Genomic DNA, 20,517 nt, shown 5'->3' on the forward strand with positions numbered 1-20,517 from the left:
CCGACGCATGACCACCCCGTCCGGCCAGCGCGTGCTGCTGCTGGGTGCCACCGGCACCATCGGCCAGGCCACGGCGCAGGCGCTGCGCCGGCAGGGCCACCAGGTGGTGTGCCTGGTGCGCCCGCGCAGCGGCGTGGCCGGGAGACTCGATGCCACGGCCGCTGGCGCGCTGCTGCCGGGCTGCACCGTGCGCATCGGCGACCCCACGAGGGCGGCGTCCATCGTGCAGGACGGCATGGCCGGTGAACGCTTCGATGCGCTGGTGTCGTGCATGGCCTCGCGCAGCGGCGCACCGGCCGACGCCTGGGCCATCGACCACGGCGCCACGCGCCAGGCGCTGCAGGCCGCACAGCAGCAGGGTGTGCCGCACATGGTGATGCTGTCGGCGCTGTGCGTGCAGAAGCCTCTGCTGGCCTTCCAGCAGGCCAAGCTCGCGGCCGAACAGGCGCTGATGGCCTCCGGCCTGCGCTACAGCATCGTGCGGCCCACGGCCTTCTTCAAGTCGCTCTCGGGCCAGGTGGAACGGCTGCGGCGCGGGCAGCCCTTTCTGCTGATGGGCGATGGCCGGCTGACCGCCTGCAAGCCCATCAGCGACCGCGACCTGGGTGACTTCATCGCCGGCTGCCTGAGCGACCCGCAGCGTTTTGACCGGGTGCTGCCCATCGGTGGCCCGGGGCCGGCCATCACGCCGCGCGAACAGGGCGAGCGCCTGTTTGCGCTGCTGGGTCTTCCACCCCGCTTCAGAGAGGTGCCGGTGTGGGTGCTGGACGGTGTGATCGGCGGGCTGCGGCTGGCCTCGCGCATCCGGCCCTCACTGGCCGACAAGGCGCAGCTGGCGCAGATCGGCCGCTACTACGCCACCGAATCCATGCTGGTGTGGGACGCGGCCCAGGGGCGCTACGACGAGGCCGCCACGCCGTCCTTCGGCAGCGACACGCTGTGGGACCACTATGCCGCCCTGGCCCGGGGCGAAGCCGCACCGGAGCGCGGCGATCACGCGGTCTTCTGACGCTGCGCGATGCGCTGTTCCAGGCGCTGGATCTCCACCCGCTCGAACATCTCGATCATCCAGATCACCCGCGCCCGCAGGGGGCGGGGCAAGGACGACGGCAGCTCGTCGCTGCCGGCCGCGTGGTCCACCAGGTAGGCCACCGCCGCCAGCGGGTCGGCCTGCAGGGCCGACGGGTTGCGGCGCGGCGCCAGCTGCCAGGCCTGCACCGAGGCCAGTGCGGCCAGCGCCAGCTTGCGCCCGGTGGGCACCACGCTGCGCTGCTGCACCGGGTCGATGCCCTGGCGGCGCATCTGGCTGCCGATGTCGGCATAGATGTGGCGGGCCGCCAGGATGGCGGCGCGGCAGTCGCGCGGCAGCAGCGCCACCCCCTGTGTGGCCTGGCGGTACAGGCGGTCGGCCTCGTCCAGCAGGCGCAGCACCACCGACTGCAGGGCGGGTGATCCGTGGGGCGCAGCCAGCCAGGCATCGGGGTCGATGCCGGCCTGGCGCAGCCACTGGCGCGGCAGGTACAGGCGGCCGTTGCGGGCGTCGTCGCCCACGTCGCGGGCGATGTTGGTGAGCTGCATGGCCACGCCCATCTCGCAGGCCCGGGCCAGGGCCTGCGGACTGCGCACCCCCATCAGCCAGCACATCATGGCGCCCACGCTGCCGGCCACACGGGCGCCGTAGTCATGCACCTCTTCGAGCGTGTCGTAGGTGCGGCCGGTGGCGTCCCAGGCAAAGCCATCCAGCAGGGCATCCAGCCACGGCCGGGGCAGGCCGTACTGCTGCACCACGGCGGCCAGGGCCCGGTCTTCCACCGCCGGGCCGGGGCGGGCGGCATAGATCGCGTCCAGCCGGCCGGCCAGCAGGGCACGGCTGTCCTCGAGCGACAGGCCGCCTTCGTCGACGATGTCGTCGGCCACCCGGCAGAAGGCATACAGCGCAATGGACGCCGGCCGCACCCGGGGCGGCAGCAGGCGGCTGGCCGCGAAGAAGCTGCGCGAGCCGGTGCGCATGAGCGCCACGCAGGCCTGCAGGTCGGCAGCGGGGTCGGCCGGGCGGGACGCCTCCGGCGGGGACAGGGCGGCGGACACGGTCATGGGGACAAGGTTCACAAGGGATGCAGCGCCCGGTGGGCCACGGCGTGCGGCACCACCGAATCCAGCGCCTTGGCCGACATGAGCACGCCCGGCACGCCGGCGCCCGGGTGGGTGCTGGCGCCCACCATGTACAGGCCGGGCACGTCTTCGCTGCGGTTGTGCGGGCGGAACCAGGCGCTCTGCAGCAGCAACGGCTCCAGGCCGAAGGCCGCGCCCTTGTAGGACAGCAGCCGGTCGTGGAAGTCCTGCGGGGTGGTGATGAGCGAGGCGCTGATCTCTTTCTGGAAGCCCGGCAGCACCGTGTTCTCCAGCACGCGGGCCACGGCCTCGCGGTAGGGAGCTGCGCGCACCGACCAGTCGGTGCCGCTGTCCAGGTGCGGCACCGGCGCCAGCACATAAAAGGTGTCGTGCCCGGGCGGCGCCATGGACGGGTCGCTGGCGGTGGGCCGGTGCAGGTAAAGGCTGAAGTCGTCGGCCAGGTGGTGGTTCTTGAAGATGTCGGCCAGCAGCTCGCGGTAGCGTGGTCCCAGCAGCATCATGTGGTGCGGCACGTCGTCGTAGGTGCGGCGGGTGCCGAAGTACCAGACGAACAGGCTCATGGAATAACGGCCCCGCTCCACGCGGCGGTCGGTCCAGTGGTGGCGGTGTTCGGGCTCCACCAGGTGACGGTAGGTCCAGGCGGTGTCGGCGTTGGAGATCACGATGTCGGCCGCGATGCGTTCGCCGCTGGCCAGCGTGACGCCGGTGGCCTGGCCACCCTCCACCTCGATGCGGCGCACCTCGGCGTTGCAGCGCAACGTGCTGCCCTGCCCCTGCAGCAGGCCCACCAGGCCCTGCACCAGCTGCCCGGTGCCGCCCATGGCCCAGTGCACGCCGAAGCGGCGCTCCAGCGCATTGATGAGGCTGTAGATGCAGGTGACCGAAAACGGGTTGCCGCCGATCAGCAGGCTCTGCAGGCTGAGTGCGGCCCGCAGCTTGGGGTGCTTCACATGGCTGGCCACCATGCCGTGCAGGCTGCGCCAGCCACGCATCTTCAGGATGGCGGGGCTGGCCCGCAGCAGGTCGCCCACGGTGTCGAAGGCCTTGTCGCCCAGCGCCTCGAAGCCCAGGCGGTAGCAGTGGTCGGCCTCGGCCACGAAGCGGTCGTAACCCGGCAGGTCCGGCGCATGGATGCGCGCGATCTCGGCGCGCTGCTTCTCCAGGATGCCGCTGTAGTCGAAGTGGCTGCCGTCCGCAAAACGGATGCGGTAGAACGGGTCGAGCGCCTTGAGCGTGACCTCGTCGTGGAAGCTGCGCCCGCACAGGGCCCACAGCTCCTCGAACAGATACGGCACGGTGATGATGGTGGGGCCGGCGTCGAACACGTGGCCGGCCTGGCGGTGCACATAGGCGCGGCCACCGGGGGCATCGAGTTTTTCCAGCACCGTCACGCGCCAGCCCTTGGCGCCCAGGCGCACCGCCGCCGCCAGCCCGCCGAAGCCGCTGCCGATCACGATGGCGTGCGGCGCATCCGGGTTGCCCCGGGCCGCCGGGCCCGGGATGGGCGCCGGTCCGGAGGGCGGCGGAAAGCCGTCCATGAAGCCGTCGGGGGTGCGGTAGGCGTTCATGGCATGGCCCAGGACCAGAGTTTCTGCATGGGCGTGGGAAACGCCATGATCAGGTGTTCGACGATGGCCAGGCCCAGCAGTGCGGCCAGCAGCACCCAGCCGGTGGAGACCACGGTCTCGCCATGCTGGGCCTGCCACACCAGCCCCACCCAGATGGCGATGGACACGCCCACGCTGAGGAAGAAGAACAGGCTCAGCGGCCCGCGCCGGAAATAGCTGGCCAGGTACCGCAGCCGCGCCGGCAGGTACTGCTCGCCGGTTTCGGGCACGCCCAGGAACAGGTTGAGCTTGGCCGAGAAGCGCATGAACCACAGCACGGCAAAGGTGCACAGCGCCACATGGCTGCCTTGCGCCGGCTGCATCCACCACAGCACCGCCAGGTGGGCAGCCAGTGCCAGCTCGTGCCACAGCACGGCCTGGGTGGACTGCACGAAGCGCGGCCAGCCGCGCAGGCCGGCGTCCAGCGCCCGGCGCCGGGGCCCGGCCAGCCAGCCGGTCAGAAAGGCCATCTCGTGCCAGCTCCACATGACGATCACGCTGGCAAAGGCCAGGTAGGCGCCCTGCTCCGACGGATCGCGCATGCTCAGGCGCGCGGTCCAGAAGCTCAGGCCCAGCAACACGGTGAGGGCGGCCATGCTCCAGGCAAAGGTGGCCGGCGGTCGCCGCACCAGCCACAGGATGGCACCCGTGCCGAACCACCAGCACAGCAGGGCAAACAGCGCCGGGGCGATGACGGTCACGAGCGCGTCGGCCATGGCGCCGGCCCGGTGCGGTTCACCACACCGGCTGCATGCGGATCTCGCGCGGCAGCTCGTGGTGGATCACCGGTTGCAGGAACAGCCGGCCGAAGGTGAAGGCCGCCCGCACGGCGCAGCCGGCCAGCTGCAGCCGGCCCACCAGGCCGCCCCGCGCCCGCGCCCGGTCGGCCGCCAGCGAGGTCTGCAGCAGGCTCTCCAGCCCGCGCCGGAACACCGGGTTGTCGATGTCCACCTCGATCGGGAAGACCTGGCGGCAGATGTCGCTGGTGATGCGGAACACCTCGTAGTCGTAGGTGGTCGACTCCAGGCCCATGGCCTCGTGCAGCAGCGGTCGGGTGTGGTCGCGCACGTACATGGTGGCGTAGACCGCCAGGATGAAGAAGCGGATCCACAGCTTGTTGGCACCGCGCAGCAGCCCGGGCTGGGCGCGCATGATGAGCGCGAAGGATTCGCCGTGCCGGAATTCGTCGTTGCACCAGCGCTCGAACCAGCGAAAGATCGGGTGGAAGCGCTTGTCCGGGTGGCGCTGCAGCTGCCGGAAGATGGTGATGTAGCGGGCGTAGCCGATCTTCTCCGACAGGTAGGTGGCGTAGAAGATGTACTTGGGCTTGAAGTAGGTGTAGGCCTTGACCTTCTTGAGGTTGCCCAGGTCGATGCCGAGGTTGAAGTCCTTGAGCGACTGGTTGATGAAGCCGGCGTGGCGCGACTCGTCGCGCGCCATGTAGGCCATCAGCTGCTTGATGTCGGGGTTGCTGACGTGCTTGCGGATCTCGTTGTAGAGGATGCAGCCCGAGAACTCCGAGGTGCAGGAGCTGATGAGGAAGTCCAGGAACTCCTGGCGCAGCTCGGGCGTGAGCTGGGGCATGAGCGTGCGCAGTTCTTCGGCAAAGGCCGCATCGCGCTTGAAGTGGTCGTGGTTGGTGTCGCCCTCGTACTCCGCCATCATGGCGTCCCACTCGGCGCGCACCGGGCTCACGTCGAGCCGGTCCATGGCCTTGAAATCGGTGGTGTAAAAGCGCGGCGTGAGCATGGTGCTGCGCGCGGCCAGGGCGGTGGCGTCCTCGGTGGTGCTGAGGTGGGCCATCAGCTGGTCCAGCGGGTCCTGGTGGCTGTCGATCATGGTGTGCCTCCGGTGGTCGGGGTCGGTACGGGGGCCGAGGGACGCAGCTGTGCGAACACGGCGGCGTTGGTCGGCCCGAAGGATTCGAGGTTGATGCGGTCGCCGGTGACCGGGTCGAGCAGCACCAGACGGCCGTCGGTGTGGCCGGTCAGCACGAAGGGCTGCTCCGGTCCCTGGCCGGCGCGCTGGCGGCTGCGGGCCAGCGCCCGCAGGCTGCCGCGCAGGAAACCCTGCTGGCCCTCGAAGGTGGCCACGGTCTGGCCGGACACATGGTCGGTCACGGCAATGTGGCCTTGCGCCGTGTCGGCAAAGCGCAGCTGGCGCTGCCACAGCACGTCGGCGGCGGGGGCCTGCACCGCCGGCCGGTCGGCGGCCTTCAGGTGGGCCATGCGTTCCCAGGCCACCACGCCCAGCGTGGTCAGCAGCAGCGCGCCCAGGGCATAGATCGGCCAGGGCGTGACGTTGCCGAACGGCGCGTCGTGGTGGTGGGAGCTCATGCGGTCACCACCTCGGGCTGGCGCTGCGGCTCGGCCATGGGCGGCACGGCGGGCGAAGCCACCTCGGGCTGCACCACCTGGGCCTGGGGATGGACCGCCATCCACTGGCGCTGGATGAGCGCGCCCACGGCAGCGGCATCGGTGATGCAGCGCAGCGTGGGTTGCGGGCGGCGCACTTCCCAGGCACGCGCATGCGGCCACAGGTGGAAGTAGCCGATGCGCTCGTTGGCCACCAGGTTGAGCGCGATGTCGCCGGTGCGGCCGTGCGGGTTGAGGGCCGCCGACGCAATCCGCTTGAGCGGCAGGTTGAAGGTGAGCGTGAGCACGATGCCGATGCGCATGACGATGCGCCGGTCGGTCACGGTGTAGAGCGTGGTGCGCGACGACATCCACGCGGTGGCCGCCAGCAGGGCCAGGGCCACCGAGGCCAGCAGCAGGCTGGTGGCGACCGAGGCGATCGGGAACGGACCGGCCTCGCCCAGCAGGTAGAGCACCTGGATGGTCAGCATGGCGGCGAAATAGATCGCCGCCTTGCGCACATGGAAGGCATGAACGGCCAGCGAACGCCAGTCCGGGCGGCCCTGCCACAGGAGCTGCTCGCCCTGTGGCAGCGGCTCGGGCAGACCGGGCGCCGCTTCGAACTCGTGTTCGTGGCCGGGGTTCATACCAGCGGCTCCTGGCGCTGCGGCGTGGCGTACAGGGTGCCGGCGCCGTAGTAGGCGCAGATCTTTTCCTCTTCCAGCAGGGTCACCTGGTCGGGGTTCTTCAGGGCCGGCACGTTGCCGAACTGGTCGGACATGAGGGCATGCACCTCCACGCGGTCCTTGCGGATGCGGGCAAAGGTGATGGGCAGCAGCACGCTGCGGCCGGCCACCAGCTCGACCTCGATGTAGCGGAACATCATCTCGCAGCGGTCCACCCACATGTCCTTGACGCGGCCGGCGGTCTCGCCGTCGGCGCCCAGCACCGGCAGGCCACGCGGATCGGTGTCCTGGCGGGCCACGCCATGGTCGGTGGCCACCCGCAGCGGCACGATCTTGGGTCCGCCGTGCAGCAGCATGTCGGGGTGGTCGGCACGGGCCGCCCAGGCGCCCGGTCCCACGCCGGCCAGCAGCGGATCACCCACCGGCTCCAGCGGGGCGCCGTTCCAGCCATGGGTGGGTTGTGCGCTGTAGGCACCGTCCGGGCGGTTGTGGTCGGGGCTGAGCACCTCGCGGCCATCGGCCAGCTTGTAGGCGGTGGGCTCGGCCACCGGCCAGCCGGTGATCTTGGGGCCGTTCTCGCGGCCCGGGTCCATGGGGTAGCCCTCGCGGTGGCTCTCGCGCTGGAGGTACCAGATGAGGCCGAAGAAGAACAGCCAGAAGGCGTACAGCACGAGCTGCGCGACGTCGACGTACTGGGTGATGGCGCCTGTTTCCATGATGGACTCCTTGTGGGCGGGGCTGGGCTGCGGTGGCAGTTCGGTGGGTGAAGGGGTGACGGGATGGCAACCGGGATGGGTCGGTTCAGCCGGGCAGTTCGGCCAGGCCGATGGGCTGGTGGCGGCGCTCGGGCCGGGCAGAGGCGGTGGAGCGGCGCACCAGGGGACCCAGGGCGATCAGCACCACGAACAACAGGTAGATCTCGACGTGGAACACCACGCTGTAGCCGGTGGCCGGCGAATCGAGCGGGCCGGACAGCCAGCCGGCGTGCACCATGCCGTCGATCACGTCGCGCAGCACGCCGCCCACGGCCATGGACAGGCCGGCCGCCGTGGCCTGCACCGCGCCCCAGGCGCCCAGCACCAGGCCGGTGTGTTCCGGCTCGGGCAGGTCCATCGCGGTCAGCAGCATGCCGACCGAGAACAGGCCGCCGGCAAAGCCGATGAGGGCTGCACCGCACTGGAACATCAGTGGCGACTGCAGCGGGGCAGAAAAGATCACGCAGGCGAAGGCTGGCAGGCCGAGCAGGGTCCCAAGTGCCGCCAGGCGGATGGAGTCGAGCCCGCGTGATGTGAAACGCGCCGAAAACACGAAGGCCAGCAGGGCACCGCCCGCGCTCATGGCGGTGAGTGCGCTGGTCAGGCTCACGTCCAGGCCCAGCACCTGGCCGCCGAAGGGTTCCAGCACGATGTCCTGCATGCTGAAGGCCACGGTGCCCAGGCCCACGGTCCACAGGAAGCGGCGGATGCGCGGGATGGCCATGAGGCGCTGCCAGCTGCGGCTGAAGCCGTCCGGCGCGCGCGCGCCGCGGCGGGCCTGGCGCGGCTCCTGCTTCCACAGCGAGGTGACGTTGAGCACCGCCACCACCACCGCCGCGCCCTGCACCACCTGCACCAGGCGGGTGGGGCTGAAGTCCTGCAGGATGTGGCCCAGCAGCGCGCTGCCCACGATCATGCCCACCAGCAGCGTGCCGTAGAGCAGCGCCACCACGCGCGGGCGCTTGTCCACCGGGGCCAGGTCGCTGGCCAGCGCCATGCCGGCGGTCTGCGTGATCTGCATGCCCGCGCCCACCAGCAGGAAGGCCAGCGCCGCGCCGATGCGGCCGGCCCACACGCCGGCATCGTCGACCGTGAGCAGCAGCAGGGCAAACGGCATGATGGACAGGCCGCCGAACATCAGCAGCGTGCCCATCCACATGTAGGGCATGCGGCGCAGGCCCATGGGCGAGGGATGGGTGTCGCTGCGGTAACCGATGAGGGCGCGCAGCGGCGCAAACACCAGCGGCAGCGCCACCGACAGTGCCACCCACCAGGCCGGCACGCCCAGCTCCACGATCATCACCCGGTTGAGCGTGCCCACCAGCAGCGCCATGGTCATGCCGATGGCGGCCTGGAACAGCGACAGGCGCAGCAGCCGCCCCAGCGGCAGATCGGCCGAGGCCGCGTCCGCAAAGGGCGCGTAGCGGCGCGTGAGCTGCACCGCCCACGCCGGGGAGAGCATGCGCATCAGGTTCACCGGCGCCACTCCCAGGCCTGCGAGGTGTAGAAGCCGCTGGCCACACGCTGGCTGCGCCCTTCGATCCAGCCGCGCGGCGACAGCGCCACCGACAGGCCGGCGCGCAGCATGGGCTGGGCCACCGGCGTGAGCGCAGGCGAGCGGTCGCTGCGCGGGAACAGGCGCCCCACGCTGTGCATGGCCGCCAGCAGCGGCGTGCGCGGTGCAAAGGTGAACAGCATGCTGCGGCGGGTGCGCGACTCCAGCCGCGCCAGCGCACTCACCATGTCGTCGGTGTCGTAGTGGATGAGCGAGTCCATGGCCACCACATGGTCGAAGCCGCCGAAGCTCTCGTCGAGCATGTCGCCGGCCTGGAAGTCGATGCGGCCGCAGCCGCTGGGCTGCGGTGTCTCGTTCCAGCGGTCGCGGGCCAGCTGCACCAGGGTGGGCGACAGGTCGATGGCCACCACGTCGGCGCCGCGCCGCGCCGCCTCGGCGGCCAGTGCGCCCGTGCCGCAACCGGCGTCCAGCAGGCGCAGGCCCTGCATGTCCTGCGGCAGCCAGCTCAGCAGGTTCTCCCGCATCTGGTCGCGGCCGGCGCGCACGGTGGCGCGGATGCGCCCCACCGGGGCGGTGGAGGTCAGGCGCTCCCAGGCCTGCACGGCCGTGCGGTCGAAGTAGGTCTCGATCTCGTCGCGGCGGTCGAGGTAGCGGCTGGAGGCGTTGCGCATGTCCATGGCGGCGCCTTTCAGTCGTAACCCAGCAGGTCGAAGATGTCGCGGTCGCGCATGGGCACGGCGGGCAGCGGGTCGCCCCCCAGCCACATGGCGGCGGCCAGGCGCATGTATTCGTCGCGCACGGCCTGCACCTCGGGCGAGTCTTCCATCTCGAACAGGGTGGACTTTTTCAGGCGGCTGCGGCGGATGGCGTCCAGGTCGGGGAAACGCGCGGCCAGCTTCAGGCCGGTCTGGGCGTTGTACTTGTCGATCTGGTCGGTGCCGGCGCTGCGGTTGGCGATCACGCCGCCCAGCCGCACACCGTAGTTCTTGGCCTTGGCCCCGATCGCCTGCACGATGCGGTTCATGGCGAAGATGGAGTCGAAATCGTTGGCCGTGACGATCATGGCCCGGTCGGCGTGCTGCAGCGGGGCCGCAAAGCCGCCGCACACCACGTCGCCCAGCACGTCGAAGATGACCACGTCGGTGTCTTCGAGCAGGTGGTGCTCCTTGAGCAGCTTGACCGTCTGCCCCACCACGTAGCCACCGCAGCCGGTGCCGGCCGGCGGGCCGCCGGCTTCCACACACATCACGCCGTTGTAGCCGGGGAAGACGAAGTCCTCGACCCGCAGTTCCTCGGGGTGGAAGTCGACCGTCTCCAGCACGTCGATCACGGTGGGCAGCATCTTCTTGGTCAGGGTGAAGGTGCTGTCGTGCTTGGGGTCGCAGCCGATCTGCAGCACCCGCTTGCCCAGGTGCGAGAACGCGGCCGACAGGTTGGAGCTGGTGGTGCTCTTGCCGATGCCGCCCTTGCCGTAGATGGCAAAGACCTTGGCATTGCCGATCTTGATGTTCGGGTCGAGCTGCACCTGCAGGCTGCCCTCGCCGTCGGGAGGACGTCCGGACCGGACCGGGGTGCGCCTCAGCTCGGTCACGGGGATGCTGGTTTCCATCATGCGGGGGCTCCTTCGAACACGCCTTCCAGGCGGTCTTCCAGTTCTTCACTGGCTTGTCGCAAGGCTTGCAACACTTGGGGATCGGGGTTCCAGAACTGGCGTTCCGACGCCTCGATGAGGCGGTGGGCCACACGCGCCGACGCGGTGGGATTGAGTTCGGCCAGGCGCTGGCGCATGGCGGGGTCGAGCACCAGGGCCTGGGTGAGCTGCTCGTACACCCAGGGCTGCACCTGCCCGGTGGTGGCCGACCAGCCCATGGTGTTGGTGAGGTGCACCTCGATCTGGCGCACGCCTTCGTAGCCGTGCTGCAGCATGCCCTCGGTCCATTTGGGGTTGAGCATGCGGGTGCGGGTTTCGAGGGCCACCTGCTCGTTCAGGGTGCGCACCGTGCCGCCGCCGTGGCTGTCGCGGGTCTGGTCGCCGATGTAGACCGGTGCCACCTGCGCGCTGCTGCCCTGCACCCGGGTCTTGGCGCGCTGGATGGCGCGGCTCACGCCGCCCAGGGTGTCGAAGTAGGTGTCCACCGTGGTCACGCCCAGCTCCACCGAATCGAGGTTCTGGTAAGCCAGCTGCACGTCGGCCAGCATGCTCTGCAGCAGGGCGCCCTGCTGCACCGGACGGCCGGCGCGGCCGTAGGCGAAGCCCTTGCGGCGGCTGTAGGTCTCGGCGAGTTCGTCCGGGTTGTCCCAGCGGCTGTTGTCGATCAGGCTGCTCACGTTGGCGCCATAGGCCCCCTCGGCATTGCCGAACACGCGCAGCGAGGCGGTCTCCAGGTCGCAGCCGTGCTGGGCCATGTAGGCCAGCGCATGGCGGCGCACCGCGTTCTGCTCCAGCGGCTCGTCGGCGCTGGCGGCCAGGAAGGCGGCCTCGGCCAGCAGGCGGATCTGCAGCGGCAGCAGGTCGCGGAAGATGCCGGAGAGCGAGATCACCACGTCCACCCGGGGGCGGCCGAGTTCGGCCAGCGGGATCAGCTCGGCACCGGCCAGGCGGCCATAACCGTCGAAGCGCGGCCGGGTGCCCAGCAGCGCCAGCACCTGGGCAATGGGGCCACCCTCGCTCTTGAGGTTGTCGGTGCCCCACAGCACCATGGCGATGGATTCGGGGAACAGGTTGCCGTCGGCCATGTGGCGCTCGATCAGGCGCTCGGCCTGGCGGGCGCCGTCCTTCACGGCGTAGGCGCTGGGCATGCGGAAGGGGTCGAAGCCGTGCAGGTTGCGGCCGGTGGGCAGGATGTCGGGGGTGCGCAGCAGGTCGCCACCCGGTGCGGGCCGCAGGAAGCGGCCATCGAGCGCGCGCAGGATGCCCTGCATCTCGTGGTCCTGCACCAGCAGGGCGTCGGTGCTGGCTAGGGCCGCGAGTGTGGCGCGGTCGGCATCGGTGCGCTGTTCGGACGCCAGCGCCTGCAGGGCAGCATCCAGCGTGGCCCCCTGGGTGAGTGCGGTCAGCGCGGGGCGCAGGCGCTGCGAGCCGGCGGCTTCGCCATGCGAGGCCTCGGCGCACGACAGCAGCAGGTCCACCCGCTCGGCCGGCGTGGGCGCCTGGCCCACCACATGCAGACCGCAGGGGATGAGCGTGTATTCCAGCTCGAGCAGCGATTCGGTCAGGCGGGCCACGGCGGCGTCGGCGGTGGCGGCGGGCAGCTCGGTCCAGACCGGCTCGGCGGCGGCGAGTTCGAGCACCTGGGCCTGGGCCTGCATCATGGCCAGCAGCTCGGTGCGCTCGCGTTCGCCACTGGCGTCGGGCTCCAGACCGCGGAAACGCTCCAGCACTTCCTTCAGCTCCACCAGGCCCTTGTACAGACCGGCCTGGGCCACCGGGGGGGTGAGGTAGCTGATCAGCGTGGCGGCCGCGCGGCGCTTGGCGATGGTGCCTTCGGAGGGGTTGTTGGAAGCGTAGAGGTAGAGATTGGGCAGGTCGCCGATCAGGCGGTCGGGCCAGCAGTCGGCCGTCAGGCCGGCCTGCTTGCCAGGCATGAATTCCAGGGCGCCGTGGGTGCCGAAGTGCAGCACGGCGTCGGCCTTGAAGTCCTCGCGCAGGTAGCGGTAGAAGGCGCAGAAGGCATGGGTGGGGGCAAAGCCGTGCTCGAACAGCAGGCGCATCGGGTCGCCCTCGAAGCCCATGCCGGGCTGTATGCCCACGAACACGTTGCCGAACTGCGCGCCCAGCACAAAGATCTGGCTGCCGTTGCTCAGCTGCTGGCCCGGGGCCGGGCCCCACTGCTTCTCGATGGCCTTGAGCCAGCGTTCGCGCCGCACATGGTCGTCGGCGTCGATCAGGGTATGCACATTGGCCGGGGCGCCGTGTTGCTGGGCATTGCCGCCGATCAGGGCTTCGCGCAGCGCGTCCACCGAGGCCGGCAGCTCCACCGTGTAGCCGTCGGCCTTCATGGCGTGCAGGGTGTTGAACAGCGACTCGAACACGCCCAGGAAGGCCGCGGTGCCGGTGTTGCCGGCGTTGGGCGGGAAGTTGAACAGCACGGCGGCCACCTTGCGGTCGGCGCGCTCGCGGCGGCGCAGGTCGATCAGGCGGCCCACCCGGGCCGACAGCGCATCGGCGCGCTCGCTGCACACCTGCATGTCGTGCGCCAGGTCGGCGTGGTCGAAGCGGCACTGGCGCGAGCAGCCGTTGCAGCTCACGGCCGACGGGCTGCCACGGCCACCGAATACCATGGAGCCGGTGGCGCCATCCAGCTCGGGGATGGCCACCATCATGGTGCTCTCCACCGGCAGCAGGCCGCGCTCGGAGGCACCCCAGTGGTCCAGCGTCTGGAACTCGACCGGGGCCACCGACAGGTAGGGCACGTCGAGCCGGGCCAGCACGTCTTCGGCCGAGGCGGCGTCGTTGTAGGCCGGGCCGCCCACCAGCGAGAAGCCGGTGAGGGAGACCAGCGCGTCGATGGCCGGGCGGCCATCGCGGAAGAAGAAGGCGTCGATGGCCGGGCGGTTGTCCAGGCCGGTGGCAAAGGCCGGCACCACACGCAGGCCGCGCGCTTCCATGGCGGCGATCACGCCGTCGTAGTGGCCGGTGTTGCCGGCCAGCAGGTAGGAGCGCATGACCAGCAGCCCCACGGTGCCGCGTTCGCCCCGGGTGGCCACGCCGGGCAGATCGGACAGGCTGGCCGACAAGCGCTGCGCCATGCGCGGGTGGTACACGCCCACCTCCGGGTACTCCAGCGGATCGGCCGGGCTGGCCAGGTCGCGCAGTGCGCGGCGCGGGCCGTCGGCATAACGGGCGATCAGGCTGTGCACCAGCGAGACCATGTTGGCCTCGGAGCCGGCCAGCCAGTACTGCATGGCCAGGAAATAGGCCCGCACGTCCTGCGCGGTGCCGGGGATGAAGCGCAGCAGCTTGGGCAGGCGGCGCAGCATCTTCATCTGGCGCGCGCCGGCGTTGTTGCGGTCCTGCGGGCTGGTGTCGGCGTCGGTGGCCGGCTTGCCGCGCAGCTTGCGCAGCAGGGCCATGGGGCCGCTGACCGGGCCGCTCATGTCGAAACGGCCCATGCGCGTGAGGCGCGTGACCTCGCTGGCCGACATCAGGCAGACCATGGCATCGCACGCGGCGCGGCGGGCCTGGAGTGCGGGCAGCACCGGCAGGAAGTGGTCTTCCATGAAGAGCATGGAGACGATCACGATGTCGCCCCGGCCGATGTCGGCCACGCAGCGCTGCAGCGCACCCGCATCGTCCGCCCACTCGCTGGCCGCATGCACCGCCAGCGACACGCCGGGCAACTGGCGCGAGAGCGTGCGGTGGGCCCGCTCGGCCGCACTCGCCAGGTGGCTGTCCATGGTGACCAGCACCACGCGCAGGCCCGGGGCGGCTTCAGCGGCTGAAGTGGGCTTTGGCATCGTAGAGGGTCTCCAGGGTGATGGAGGGCAGGCCTTTGTCCCTGGCGTACAGCTCGGTGTTGCGGCGGGCCTTGCCGCGCACGAAGAACGGAATCTTGCGCAGCTCGCGCTCGGCGTCGGCCTGCCAGGCCAGCGGGCCGTCGGGGGCTGCAGCGGGGGCGGTTGCCACGGCGACCAGTACCGGTTCGGGTTCGGTCTGCACAGCCGCCGGCTGCGGCCGCACCGCACCCCCCAGGTGCGACGGCGCGGCATCGGCGTGGAATTCGGCGTCGCCGCGGAACATGCCGATCAGGTGTTCTTCCAGGCCCATCATCAGCGGATGGACCCAGGTGTCGAACAGCACGTTGGCGCCCTCGAAACCCATGACCGGCGAGTAGCGGGCCGGGAAGTCCTGCACATGCACCGGCGCCGAGATGACGGCGCACGGAATGCCCAGGCGCTTGGCGATGTGCCGCTCCATCTGCGTGCCCAGCACCAGCTCGGGCTGGAGTTCGGCGATGCGGGCCTCGACCTCCAGGTAGTCGTCGCTGATCAGGGCCTCGATGCCCAGGCGGGTGGCGCAGGCGCGCACCTCGCGGGCGAATTCGCGGCTGTAGGTGCCGATGCCCACCACGGTGAAGCCCATCTCCTCGGCGGCGATGCGCGCAGAGGCCACCGCATGGGTGGCATCACCGAACACGAACACGCGCTTGTGGGTGAGGTAGGTGGAGTCGACCGAGCGGGCGTACCAGGGGGCGCGGGCGCCCTGCCCCTGGAGCACCGGCTCGGGATCGACCCCGGCCAGCTCGGCCACCTCGCGGATGAAGTCGCGGGTGGCGCCCATGCCCATGGGCACGGTGCGGGTGAAGGGCTGGCCGAAGGTGCGCTGCAGCCAGCCGGCCGCCACCGAAGCGATCTCGGGGTAGAGCACCACATTGAAGTGCGCCTCGCCCAGGGTGGCGAGCTGGGCCGCGGTGGCGCCCTGCGGGGCCACCACATGCACATCGATGCCCAGCTGGTCGAGCAGGCGGGTGATCTCGGTCAGGTCGTCGCGGTGGCGGAAGCCCAGCGCGGCCGGACCCAGGATGTTGCAGCGGGCGCGTTGCCCCGGCTCGCGGGCCAGGGGCCGGCGCTGCGGATCGGCCAGCTGGCGCACCACCTGGTAGAAGGTTTCGGCAGCGCCCCAGTTTTCCTTGCGCTGGTACGAGGGCAGCTCCAGCGCCACCACCGGAATGTCCAGCCCCAGGGCCTTGCTCAGGCCACCCGGGTCGTCCTGGATGAGTTCGGCGGTGCACGAAGCGCCCACCAGCAGGGCATTGGGCTTGAAGCGCTCCACGGCCTCGCGGGCCGAGGCCTGGAACAGCTCGGCGGTGTCGCCGCCCAGGTCGCGGGCCTGGAAGGTGGTGTAGGTCACCGGCGGACGTTGGGCGTCGCGCTGGATCATGGTGAACAGCAGGTCGGCGTAGGTGTCGCCCTGCGGCGCGTGCAGCACGTAGTGCACGTCGGCCAGCGCGGTGGCAATGCGCATGGCGCCCACGTGGGGCGGTCCTTCGTAGGTCCAGAGGGTGAGCTGCATGTCAGGCCTCCAGCCAGCGTTCGGCGGCTTCGTCCGGCACCAGCAGGGCGCGGCGGCGCAGCGGGCGGGCGAACAGCTCGGCCAGGTCGCCGGCCTGCTCGTAGCCATGGATGGGGGTGAAGACCAGCTCGATGGCCCACTTGGTGGTCAGGCCCTCGGCCTCCAGCGGGTTGGCCAGGCCCAGGCCACACACCACCAGATCGGGGCGGGCGGCGCGGCAGCGGTCGAGCTGGCGCTCCAGGTGCTGGCCTTCGGACAGCGGGGTGCCGGCGGGCAGCAGGGCCAGCTCGTCGGCCAGGTGGGCGCGGTGCAGGTAGGGCGTGCCCACCTCGCCGAGCTGCATGCCGAGCTCGCGGCCCAGGAAGCGGGCCAGCGGGATCTCCAGCTGCGAATCGGGAAAGAAGAACACCGAGCGGCCGGCCAGCACCTCGCGCTGGCGGGCCAGCGCCGCCTGGGCACGCTGGCGCGGCGCGGCGGTGACGGCCTCGAAGCGTTCACGCGGCACACCGAAGGCCTCGCAGGCGGCCAGCAGCCAGGCGGTGGTGCCCTCCTCGCCCAGCGGGAACGGGGCCGGCAGGCGCTTCGCACCCCGCTTTTCGAGGGCGGCAGCCGTGTCGCCCAGGAAGGGCTGGGCCAGCAGGTAGCGGGTGTTGGCGCCCACCGGCGGCAGGTCGTTGGCATGGCGCGGCGGAAAGAAGCGCACCGGGCCGATGCCCAGCTGCGCGAACAGCCGGGCGAACTGGTCTTCCACCACATCGGCCAGGGCGCCCACCACCATCAGCTCGGGGGCGGCCAGCGCATCGGGGGCCGGCAGCGTGGGCACCATGGCGGCCAGGCAGGCGTCCTCGCCCTGGGTGAAGGTGGTCTCGATGCCGCTGCCCGAGTAGTTCAGCACCCGGGTGGCCGGGTGGTGGCGGGTGGTCAGGCGCTGCGCGGCGCGCGAGAGGTCGAGCTTGATGACCTCCGACGGGCACGAACCCACCAGGAACAGCAGGCGGATGTCGGGGCGGCGCTCCAGCAGCCGGTCGACCACGCGGTCGAGTTCGTCGTTGCAGTCGGCCAGGCCGGCCAGGTCGCGCTCGTCGATGATGGCGGTGGCAAACCGGGGCTCGGCAAAGATCATCACGCCGGCCGCGCTCTGGATCAGGTGGGCGCAGGTGCGGGAACCCACCACCAGGAAGAAGGCGTCCTGGATCTTGCGGTGCAGCCAGATGATGCCGGTCAGGCCGCAGAACACCTCGCGCTGGCCGCGTTCGCGCAGCACGGGCGCGTCGGAGCAGCCACCGGAGGGGCCTGGCGCGTCGAGCGACCGGATGGGGATGGACGCATTCATGCCGGAACCCCCTGCAGCCGCGCCATGCGCAGCTTGATGATGAATTGCGCCGCATTGACGACATAGGCCGCATAGGCCGCCAGCGCCAGCAGCATCAGGCCCCGGGCGTCCAGCCAGCCCCCGGCCAGCGCGGCCAGGTAGGCGGTGTGCAGGGCCAGCACCAGCATGCTGAACACGTCTTCCCAGTAAAAGGCCGGTGCGAACAGGTACTGCCCGAACACCACCTTCTCCCAGATGCAGCCGGTGACCATGATCAGGTAGAGGGTCAGGGTCTTGACCACCACCGACACGGTGGCTGCCCACTCGCCCTGACCGGTGGCCAGGAAACGCAGCACCAGACCCAGGCTCACCAGGAACACCACGAACTGCACCGGGGCCAGCACGCCCTGGACCAGGGTCCAGGCGGAGGCATCACGGCGCTGGCGCTGCGCCGGGGTGTAAAGCGGCCGGCCCAGAGGGGACGGTGCGGTGCGGGTGGGCATGAAGCCTGTCTCCTGGAACGTGATGACCCAATTTAGGTGGTACACGCCCAAGTGTCAACTTAAATTGACGCAAAAAGAATTTGACACCCGAAACCAAGGGAGTACAGTTTTCCCATGCCGTGAACGGCCACCAGCCAGTTCCGGACGGCATCTCAGCCGGTCGCTCCGTGCAGCCGGCACCACGAGCCTTAGGTCGCAAGCAATTCCGGCCCTCGGTGATTCAGCCGATTCGCAGGAGACGACCATGGCCCAGCAACACCAGCCCGATTCCAGGGATCCGCCGGACAGCGCTCCGGCCGCCCTGGACACCTCGCGTGCCCACCTGATCACCCGCACCCTGGCGCTGGACATCATTCCCCGGCTGGTGCGCAACCATGGCCATTCGCCCTGGCGCATGCCGGGCCGCTCGGGTCACCCGGCCTCGGTGCAGTCCGACGAGGTGCTGCTGTTCGCGCAGCTGGTGCTGCACGCCGACGACCGGGCCATCAACGACTGCGTCCGTGCGCTGCGCGAGCGGGGTGTGCCGGTGGAGACCATCTTCCTGGACCTGCTGGCCCCGGTGGCCCGCCTGCTGGGCCACCGCTGGGTCACCGACGAATGCACCTGCACCGACGTGGCCATCGGCCTGGGCCGGCTGCAGCAGGTGGTGCGCGACCACAGCGCCTCGCTGGTGCAGCAGCGCCAGGCCCTCACCCGCGATGGCCGGCGCATCCTGCTCACCTCCGCCCCGGGCGAGGTGCACACCCTGGGGCTGAGCATCGTGAGCGAGTTCTTCATGCGCGCCGGCTGGGACGTCGACGCGCACTTCCTGCCCACCGAGCCGGTGTCCTGGCAGGTGCAGTCCACCTGGTACGACGTGGTCGGCTTCACCGTGGGCAGCCTCGAAGGTCTGGAGCCGCTGGCGCACGCCATCGAATCGGTGCGCCGGCAAAGCCTCAACCGTTGCGTCTCTATAATCGCCGGCGGCCCTGTTTTCGCTGTCCATCCCGACGCCTGGGAACGCATTGCGGCCGACGAGATCATCACGGATGGCGCATCTGCTCCCCGGATGGCCGAACGTCTCGTCTGCGGACAACCGCACGCCTGATGGCCCGTCAGCCCCTGACCTGGTTCCTAAAGAAAGAACAACATGCCCCAGGCGACGTCCGAGTCTGCCGAGCGATTTTTTGATGCCCCTGAGCGCTTCCTGAGTGGTCTGGCTGCCGATGTGGTGGCCGAGCTGGTCAGCACCGCCACCGACATCGTCCTGGTGCTCGACCCCGCCGGGACCATCGTCGACCTCGCCTGCCGGGGCGAGGCACCGTCCAGCCTGCAGCTCTCCGCCTGGCTGGGCCAGTCCTGGGTGGACACGGTGGCCGCCGAAAGCCGCCCCAAGATCGAGCAGCTCATGGGCCAGGTCGAGGCACCCGCCGCCCAGACCGGCGCGCCCGAAGTCATGCGCTGGCGCCATGTCAACCACACCCTGCCCGACGGCAGCGAATGGCCGGTGTCCTACACCCTGGTGGCCATCGAGCGCGACACCGTGGAGCGCGGCGAGGGCGCCTGGCGCCTGGCCTTCGGCCACGACCTGCGCAACCAGATCACCCTGCAGCAACGGCTGGTCACGGCCCAGCTGTCCATGGAGCGCGACTACTGGCGGCTGCGCCAGGTCGAGACGCGTTACCGCCTGCTGTTCCAGATGGCGTCCGAGCCGGTGCTCATCCTGGCGGGCGCCATGGACCGGCTGGCCGAGGCCAACCCGGCCGCCTACGAGCTGTTCGGCGAACGCATGCGCGCGCCCAGCTGGTCGCTGACCGACGGGCTGGACGAGCCCAGTGCCCACGCCCTGCGCGAGATGATCGAACGCCTGCGGGTGAGCGGCCGCGCCGACCCCTGCAGCGTGCGCCTGCGCGACGGCACCGAAGACATGCTGGTGGCCGCCTCGCAGTTCCGCCAGGACAACCAGCAGCACTTCCTGCTGCGCTTCACCCGCCCGCTGGACAGCATGGCCCCGGCCCTGGCAGCCGGCCGCCAGCAGCTGCTGCAGGTGATCGACGGCGCCCCCGATGCGGTGGTGGTCACCGACCTGGACGGCCGCATCCTGAGTGCCAACCGCAGCTTCCTGGACCTGGGCCAGCTCGGCACCGAAGAACAGGCCCGCGGCGAGATGCTGGACCGCTGGCTGGGCCGCACCGGCGTGGACATGCGGGTGCTCATCACCAACCTGCGCCAGCACGGCACGGTGCGGCTGTTCGGCACCCAGATGCGCGGCGAGTTCGGCTCCACCACCGATGTCGAGCTCTCGGCCGTGGCGGTGCACAACGGCGTGCAGCGCTGCCTGGGCTTCACCATCCGCGACGTGGGCCGGCGCCTGGGCCTGGACGGCCGCGGCGGCAAGGAGCTGCCGCGCTCGGCCAGCCAGCTCACCGAGCTGGTGGGCCGCCTGCCGCTGCGCGACATCGTGCGCGAGACCACCGACCTCATCGAGCAGCTGTGCATCGAGGCCGCGCTGGATCTGACCGGCGACAACCGCGCGTCGGCCGCCGAGATGCTGGGCCTGTCCCGCCAGAGCCTCTACATCAAGCTGCGCCGCTTCGGCATCAAGGACAGCCCGGGCGACGATGCCGCGGCCCCCGATCCGGCCGAATGACAGATCAAGT

At 70.6% G+C, this 20,517-nt stretch carries 17 protein-coding genes; 3 read left to right on the forward strand and 14 right to left on the reverse strand.

Translation table 11 applies throughout. From position 1 onward, the window contains the following. Positions 1 to 7 precede the first annotated feature (7 nt). Positions 8 to 1,009, forward strand: a complete 1,002-nt coding sequence (locus tag WD026_RS06130) for an NAD(P)H-binding protein (RefSeq protein WP_425722739.1) — start codon at positions 8 to 10, stop codon at positions 1,007 to 1,009. Here WD026_RS06130 and WD026_RS06135 read toward each other — a convergent pair. The 14 genes from WD026_RS06135 to bchF form a co-directional block, all read right to left on the reverse strand. After that, entirely contained in the window at positions 994 to 2,094 is a 1,101-nt protein-coding gene (locus WD026_RS06135) for a phytoene/squalene synthase family protein (protein WP_425722740.1), read from the reverse strand. The two genes, WD026_RS06130 and WD026_RS06135, sit on opposite strands and share 16 nt — an antisense overlap. Positions 2,095 to 2,105: 11 nt before the next feature. Then, the gene (locus WD026_RS06140) at positions 2,106 to 3,701 is read right to left on the reverse strand and encodes a phytoene desaturase (protein WP_425722741.1); all 1,596 of its coding nucleotides are present in this window, start codon (positions 3,699 to 3,701) and stop codon (positions 2,106 to 2,108) included. After that, positions 3,698 to 4,456 carry a putative photosynthetic complex assembly protein PuhE gene (gene puhE, locus WD026_RS06145; RefSeq protein ID WP_425722742.1) on the reverse strand — a complete coding sequence of 253 codons (759 nt, stop codon included), beginning with the start codon at positions 4,454 to 4,456 and terminating at the stop codon, positions 3,698 to 3,700. The genes WD026_RS06140 and puhE overlap by 4 nt, the downstream gene beginning before the upstream one ends. A gap of 19 nt (positions 4,457 to 4,475) precedes the next feature. Next, positions 4,476 to 5,579, reverse strand: a complete 1,104-nt coding sequence (gene acsF, locus WD026_RS06150; RefSeq protein ID WP_425722743.1) for a magnesium-protoporphyrin IX monomethyl ester (oxidative) cyclase — start codon at positions 5,577 to 5,579, stop codon at positions 4,476 to 4,478. Continuing rightward, a complete protein-coding gene (gene puhC, locus WD026_RS06155) occupies positions 5,576 to 6,076 on the reverse strand; it encodes a photosynthetic complex assembly protein PuhC (protein ID WP_425722744.1) in 501 nt (166 codons plus the stop codon). The genes acsF and puhC overlap by 4 nt, the downstream gene beginning before the upstream one ends. Then, the gene (gene puhB / locus WD026_RS06160) at positions 6,073 to 6,741 is read right to left on the reverse strand and encodes a photosynthetic complex putative assembly protein PuhB (RefSeq protein ID WP_425722745.1); all 669 of its coding nucleotides are present in this window, start codon (positions 6,739 to 6,741) and stop codon (positions 6,073 to 6,075) included. Before puhB ends, puhC begins: the two co-directional genes overlap by 4 nt. After that, entirely contained in the window at positions 6,738 to 7,496 is a 759-nt protein-coding gene (gene puhA, locus WD026_RS06165) for a photosynthetic reaction center subunit H (RefSeq protein WP_425722746.1), read from the reverse strand. The genes puhB and puhA overlap by 4 nt, the downstream gene beginning before the upstream one ends. Positions 7,497 to 7,581: 85 nt before the next feature. Further along, on the reverse strand, positions 7,582 to 9,003 hold the full coding sequence (locus tag WD026_RS06170; protein WP_425722747.1) for a BCD family MFS transporter: 1,422 nt from the start codon (positions 9,001 to 9,003) through the stop codon (positions 7,582 to 7,584). Positions 9,004 to 9,008: 5 nt separating this feature from the next. Continuing rightward, complete coding sequence (gene bchM, locus WD026_RS06175) at positions 9,009 to 9,728, reverse strand: magnesium protoporphyrin IX methyltransferase (RefSeq protein ID WP_425722748.1); 720 nt, start codon at positions 9,726 to 9,728, stop codon at positions 9,009 to 9,011. An 11-nt stretch (positions 9,729 to 9,739) separates the two neighbouring features. Continuing rightward, on the reverse strand, positions 9,740 to 10,660 hold the full coding sequence (gene bchL, locus WD026_RS06180; RefSeq protein WP_425723209.1) for a ferredoxin:protochlorophyllide reductase (ATP-dependent) iron-sulfur ATP-binding protein: 921 nt from the start codon (positions 10,658 to 10,660) through the stop codon (positions 9,740 to 9,742). Beyond that, complete coding sequence (locus tag WD026_RS06185; RefSeq protein ID WP_425722749.1) at positions 10,660 to 14,508, reverse strand: magnesium chelatase subunit H; 3,849 nt, start codon at positions 14,506 to 14,508, stop codon at positions 10,660 to 10,662. Before WD026_RS06185 ends, bchL begins: the two co-directional genes overlap by 1 nt. Then, on the reverse strand, positions 14,483 to 16,063 hold the full coding sequence (bchB, locus tag WD026_RS06190) for a ferredoxin:protochlorophyllide reductase (ATP-dependent) subunit B (protein ID WP_425722750.1): 1,581 nt from the start codon (positions 16,061 to 16,063) through the stop codon (positions 14,483 to 14,485). The genes WD026_RS06185 and bchB overlap by 26 nt, the downstream gene beginning before the upstream one ends. Before the next feature lies 1 nt (position 16,064). Further along, positions 16,065 to 17,396 carry a ferredoxin:protochlorophyllide reductase (ATP-dependent) subunit N gene (locus tag WD026_RS06195; RefSeq protein ID WP_425722751.1) on the reverse strand — a complete coding sequence of 444 codons (1,332 nt, stop codon included), beginning with the start codon at positions 17,394 to 17,396 and terminating at the stop codon, positions 16,065 to 16,067. Next, positions 17,393 to 17,878, reverse strand: coding sequence for a 2-vinyl bacteriochlorophyllide hydratase (bchF, locus tag WD026_RS06200; protein WP_425722752.1), 486 nt, complete (start codon positions 17,876 to 17,878; stop codon positions 17,393 to 17,395). Before bchF ends, WD026_RS06195 begins: the two co-directional genes overlap by 4 nt. Before the next feature lie 244 nt (positions 17,879 to 18,122). Here bchF and WD026_RS06205 point away from each other — a divergent pair, with 244 nt between their 5' ends. Beyond that, entirely contained in the window at positions 18,123 to 18,965 is an 843-nt protein-coding gene (locus WD026_RS06205) for a cobalamin B12-binding domain-containing protein (RefSeq protein WP_425722753.1), read from the forward strand. A 42-nt stretch (positions 18,966 to 19,007) separates the two neighbouring features. Continuing rightward, on the forward strand, positions 19,008 to 20,507 hold the full coding sequence (gene ppsR, locus WD026_RS06210) for a transcriptional regulator PpsR (RefSeq protein WP_425722754.1): 1,500 nt from the start codon (positions 19,008 to 19,010) through the stop codon (positions 20,505 to 20,507). Positions 20,508 to 20,517 lie beyond the last annotated feature (10 nt).

Origin of the sequence: Hydrogenophaga sp. R2 (assembly GCF_049843595.1) — a bacterium.
GTDB lineage: Bacteria > Pseudomonadota > Gammaproteobacteria > Burkholderiales > Burkholderiaceae_C > Hydrogenophaga.

Excerpts from the sequence above, each read along its gene's own strand:
- WD026_RS06130 (WP_425722739.1), top strand. The coding sequence starts at position 8 with ATGACCACCCCGTCCGGCCAGCGCGTGCTGCTGCTGGGTGCCACCGGC.
- WD026_RS06135 (WP_425722740.1), bottom strand. The coding sequence starts at position 2,094 with ATGACCGTGTCCGCCGCCCTGTCCCCGCCGGAGGCGTCCCGCCCGGCC.
- WD026_RS06140 (WP_425722741.1), bottom strand. The coding sequence starts at position 3,701 with ATGAACGCCTACCGCACCCCCGACGGCTTCATGGACGGCTTTCCGCCG.
- puhE (WP_425722742.1), bottom strand. The coding sequence starts at position 4,456 with ATGGCCGACGCGCTCGTGACCGTCATCGCCCCGGCGCTGTTTGCCCTG.
- acsF (WP_425722743.1), bottom strand. The coding sequence starts at position 5,579 with ATGATCGACAGCCACCAGGACCCGCTGGACCAGCTGATGGCCCACCTC.
- puhC (WP_425722744.1), bottom strand. The coding sequence starts at position 6,076 with ATGAGCTCCCACCACCACGACGCGCCGTTCGGCAACGTCACGCCCTGG.
- puhB (WP_425722745.1), bottom strand. The coding sequence starts at position 6,741 with ATGAACCCCGGCCACGAACACGAGTTCGAAGCGGCGCCCGGTCTGCCC.
- puhA (WP_425722746.1), bottom strand. The coding sequence starts at position 7,496 with ATGGAAACAGGCGCCATCACCCAGTACGTCGACGTCGCGCAGCTCGTG.
- WD026_RS06170 (WP_425722747.1), bottom strand. The coding sequence starts at position 9,003 with ATGCGCATGCTCTCCCCGGCGTGGGCGGTGCAGCTCACGCGCCGCTAC.
- bchM (WP_425722748.1), bottom strand. The coding sequence starts at position 9,728 with ATGGACATGCGCAACGCCTCCAGCCGCTACCTCGACCGCCGCGACGAG.
- bchL (WP_425723209.1), bottom strand. The coding sequence starts at position 10,660 with ATGGAAACCAGCATCCCCGTGACCGAGCTGAGGCGCACCCCGGTCCGG.
- WD026_RS06185 (WP_425722749.1), bottom strand. The coding sequence starts at position 14,508 with ATGCCAAAGCCCACTTCAGCCGCTGAAGCCGCCCCGGGCCTGCGCGTG.
- bchB (WP_425722750.1), bottom strand. The coding sequence starts at position 16,063 with ATGCAGCTCACCCTCTGGACCTACGAAGGACCGCCCCACGTGGGCGCC.
- WD026_RS06195 (WP_425722751.1), bottom strand. The coding sequence starts at position 17,396 with ATGAATGCGTCCATCCCCATCCGGTCGCTCGACGCGCCAGGCCCCTCC.
- bchF (WP_425722752.1), bottom strand. The coding sequence starts at position 17,878 with ATGCCCACCCGCACCGCACCGTCCCCTCTGGGCCGGCCGCTTTACACC.
- WD026_RS06205 (WP_425722753.1), top strand. The coding sequence starts at position 18,123 with ATGGCCCAGCAACACCAGCCCGATTCCAGGGATCCGCCGGACAGCGCT.
- ppsR (WP_425722754.1), top strand. The coding sequence starts at position 19,008 with ATGCCCCAGGCGACGTCCGAGTCTGCCGAGCGATTTTTTGATGCCCCT.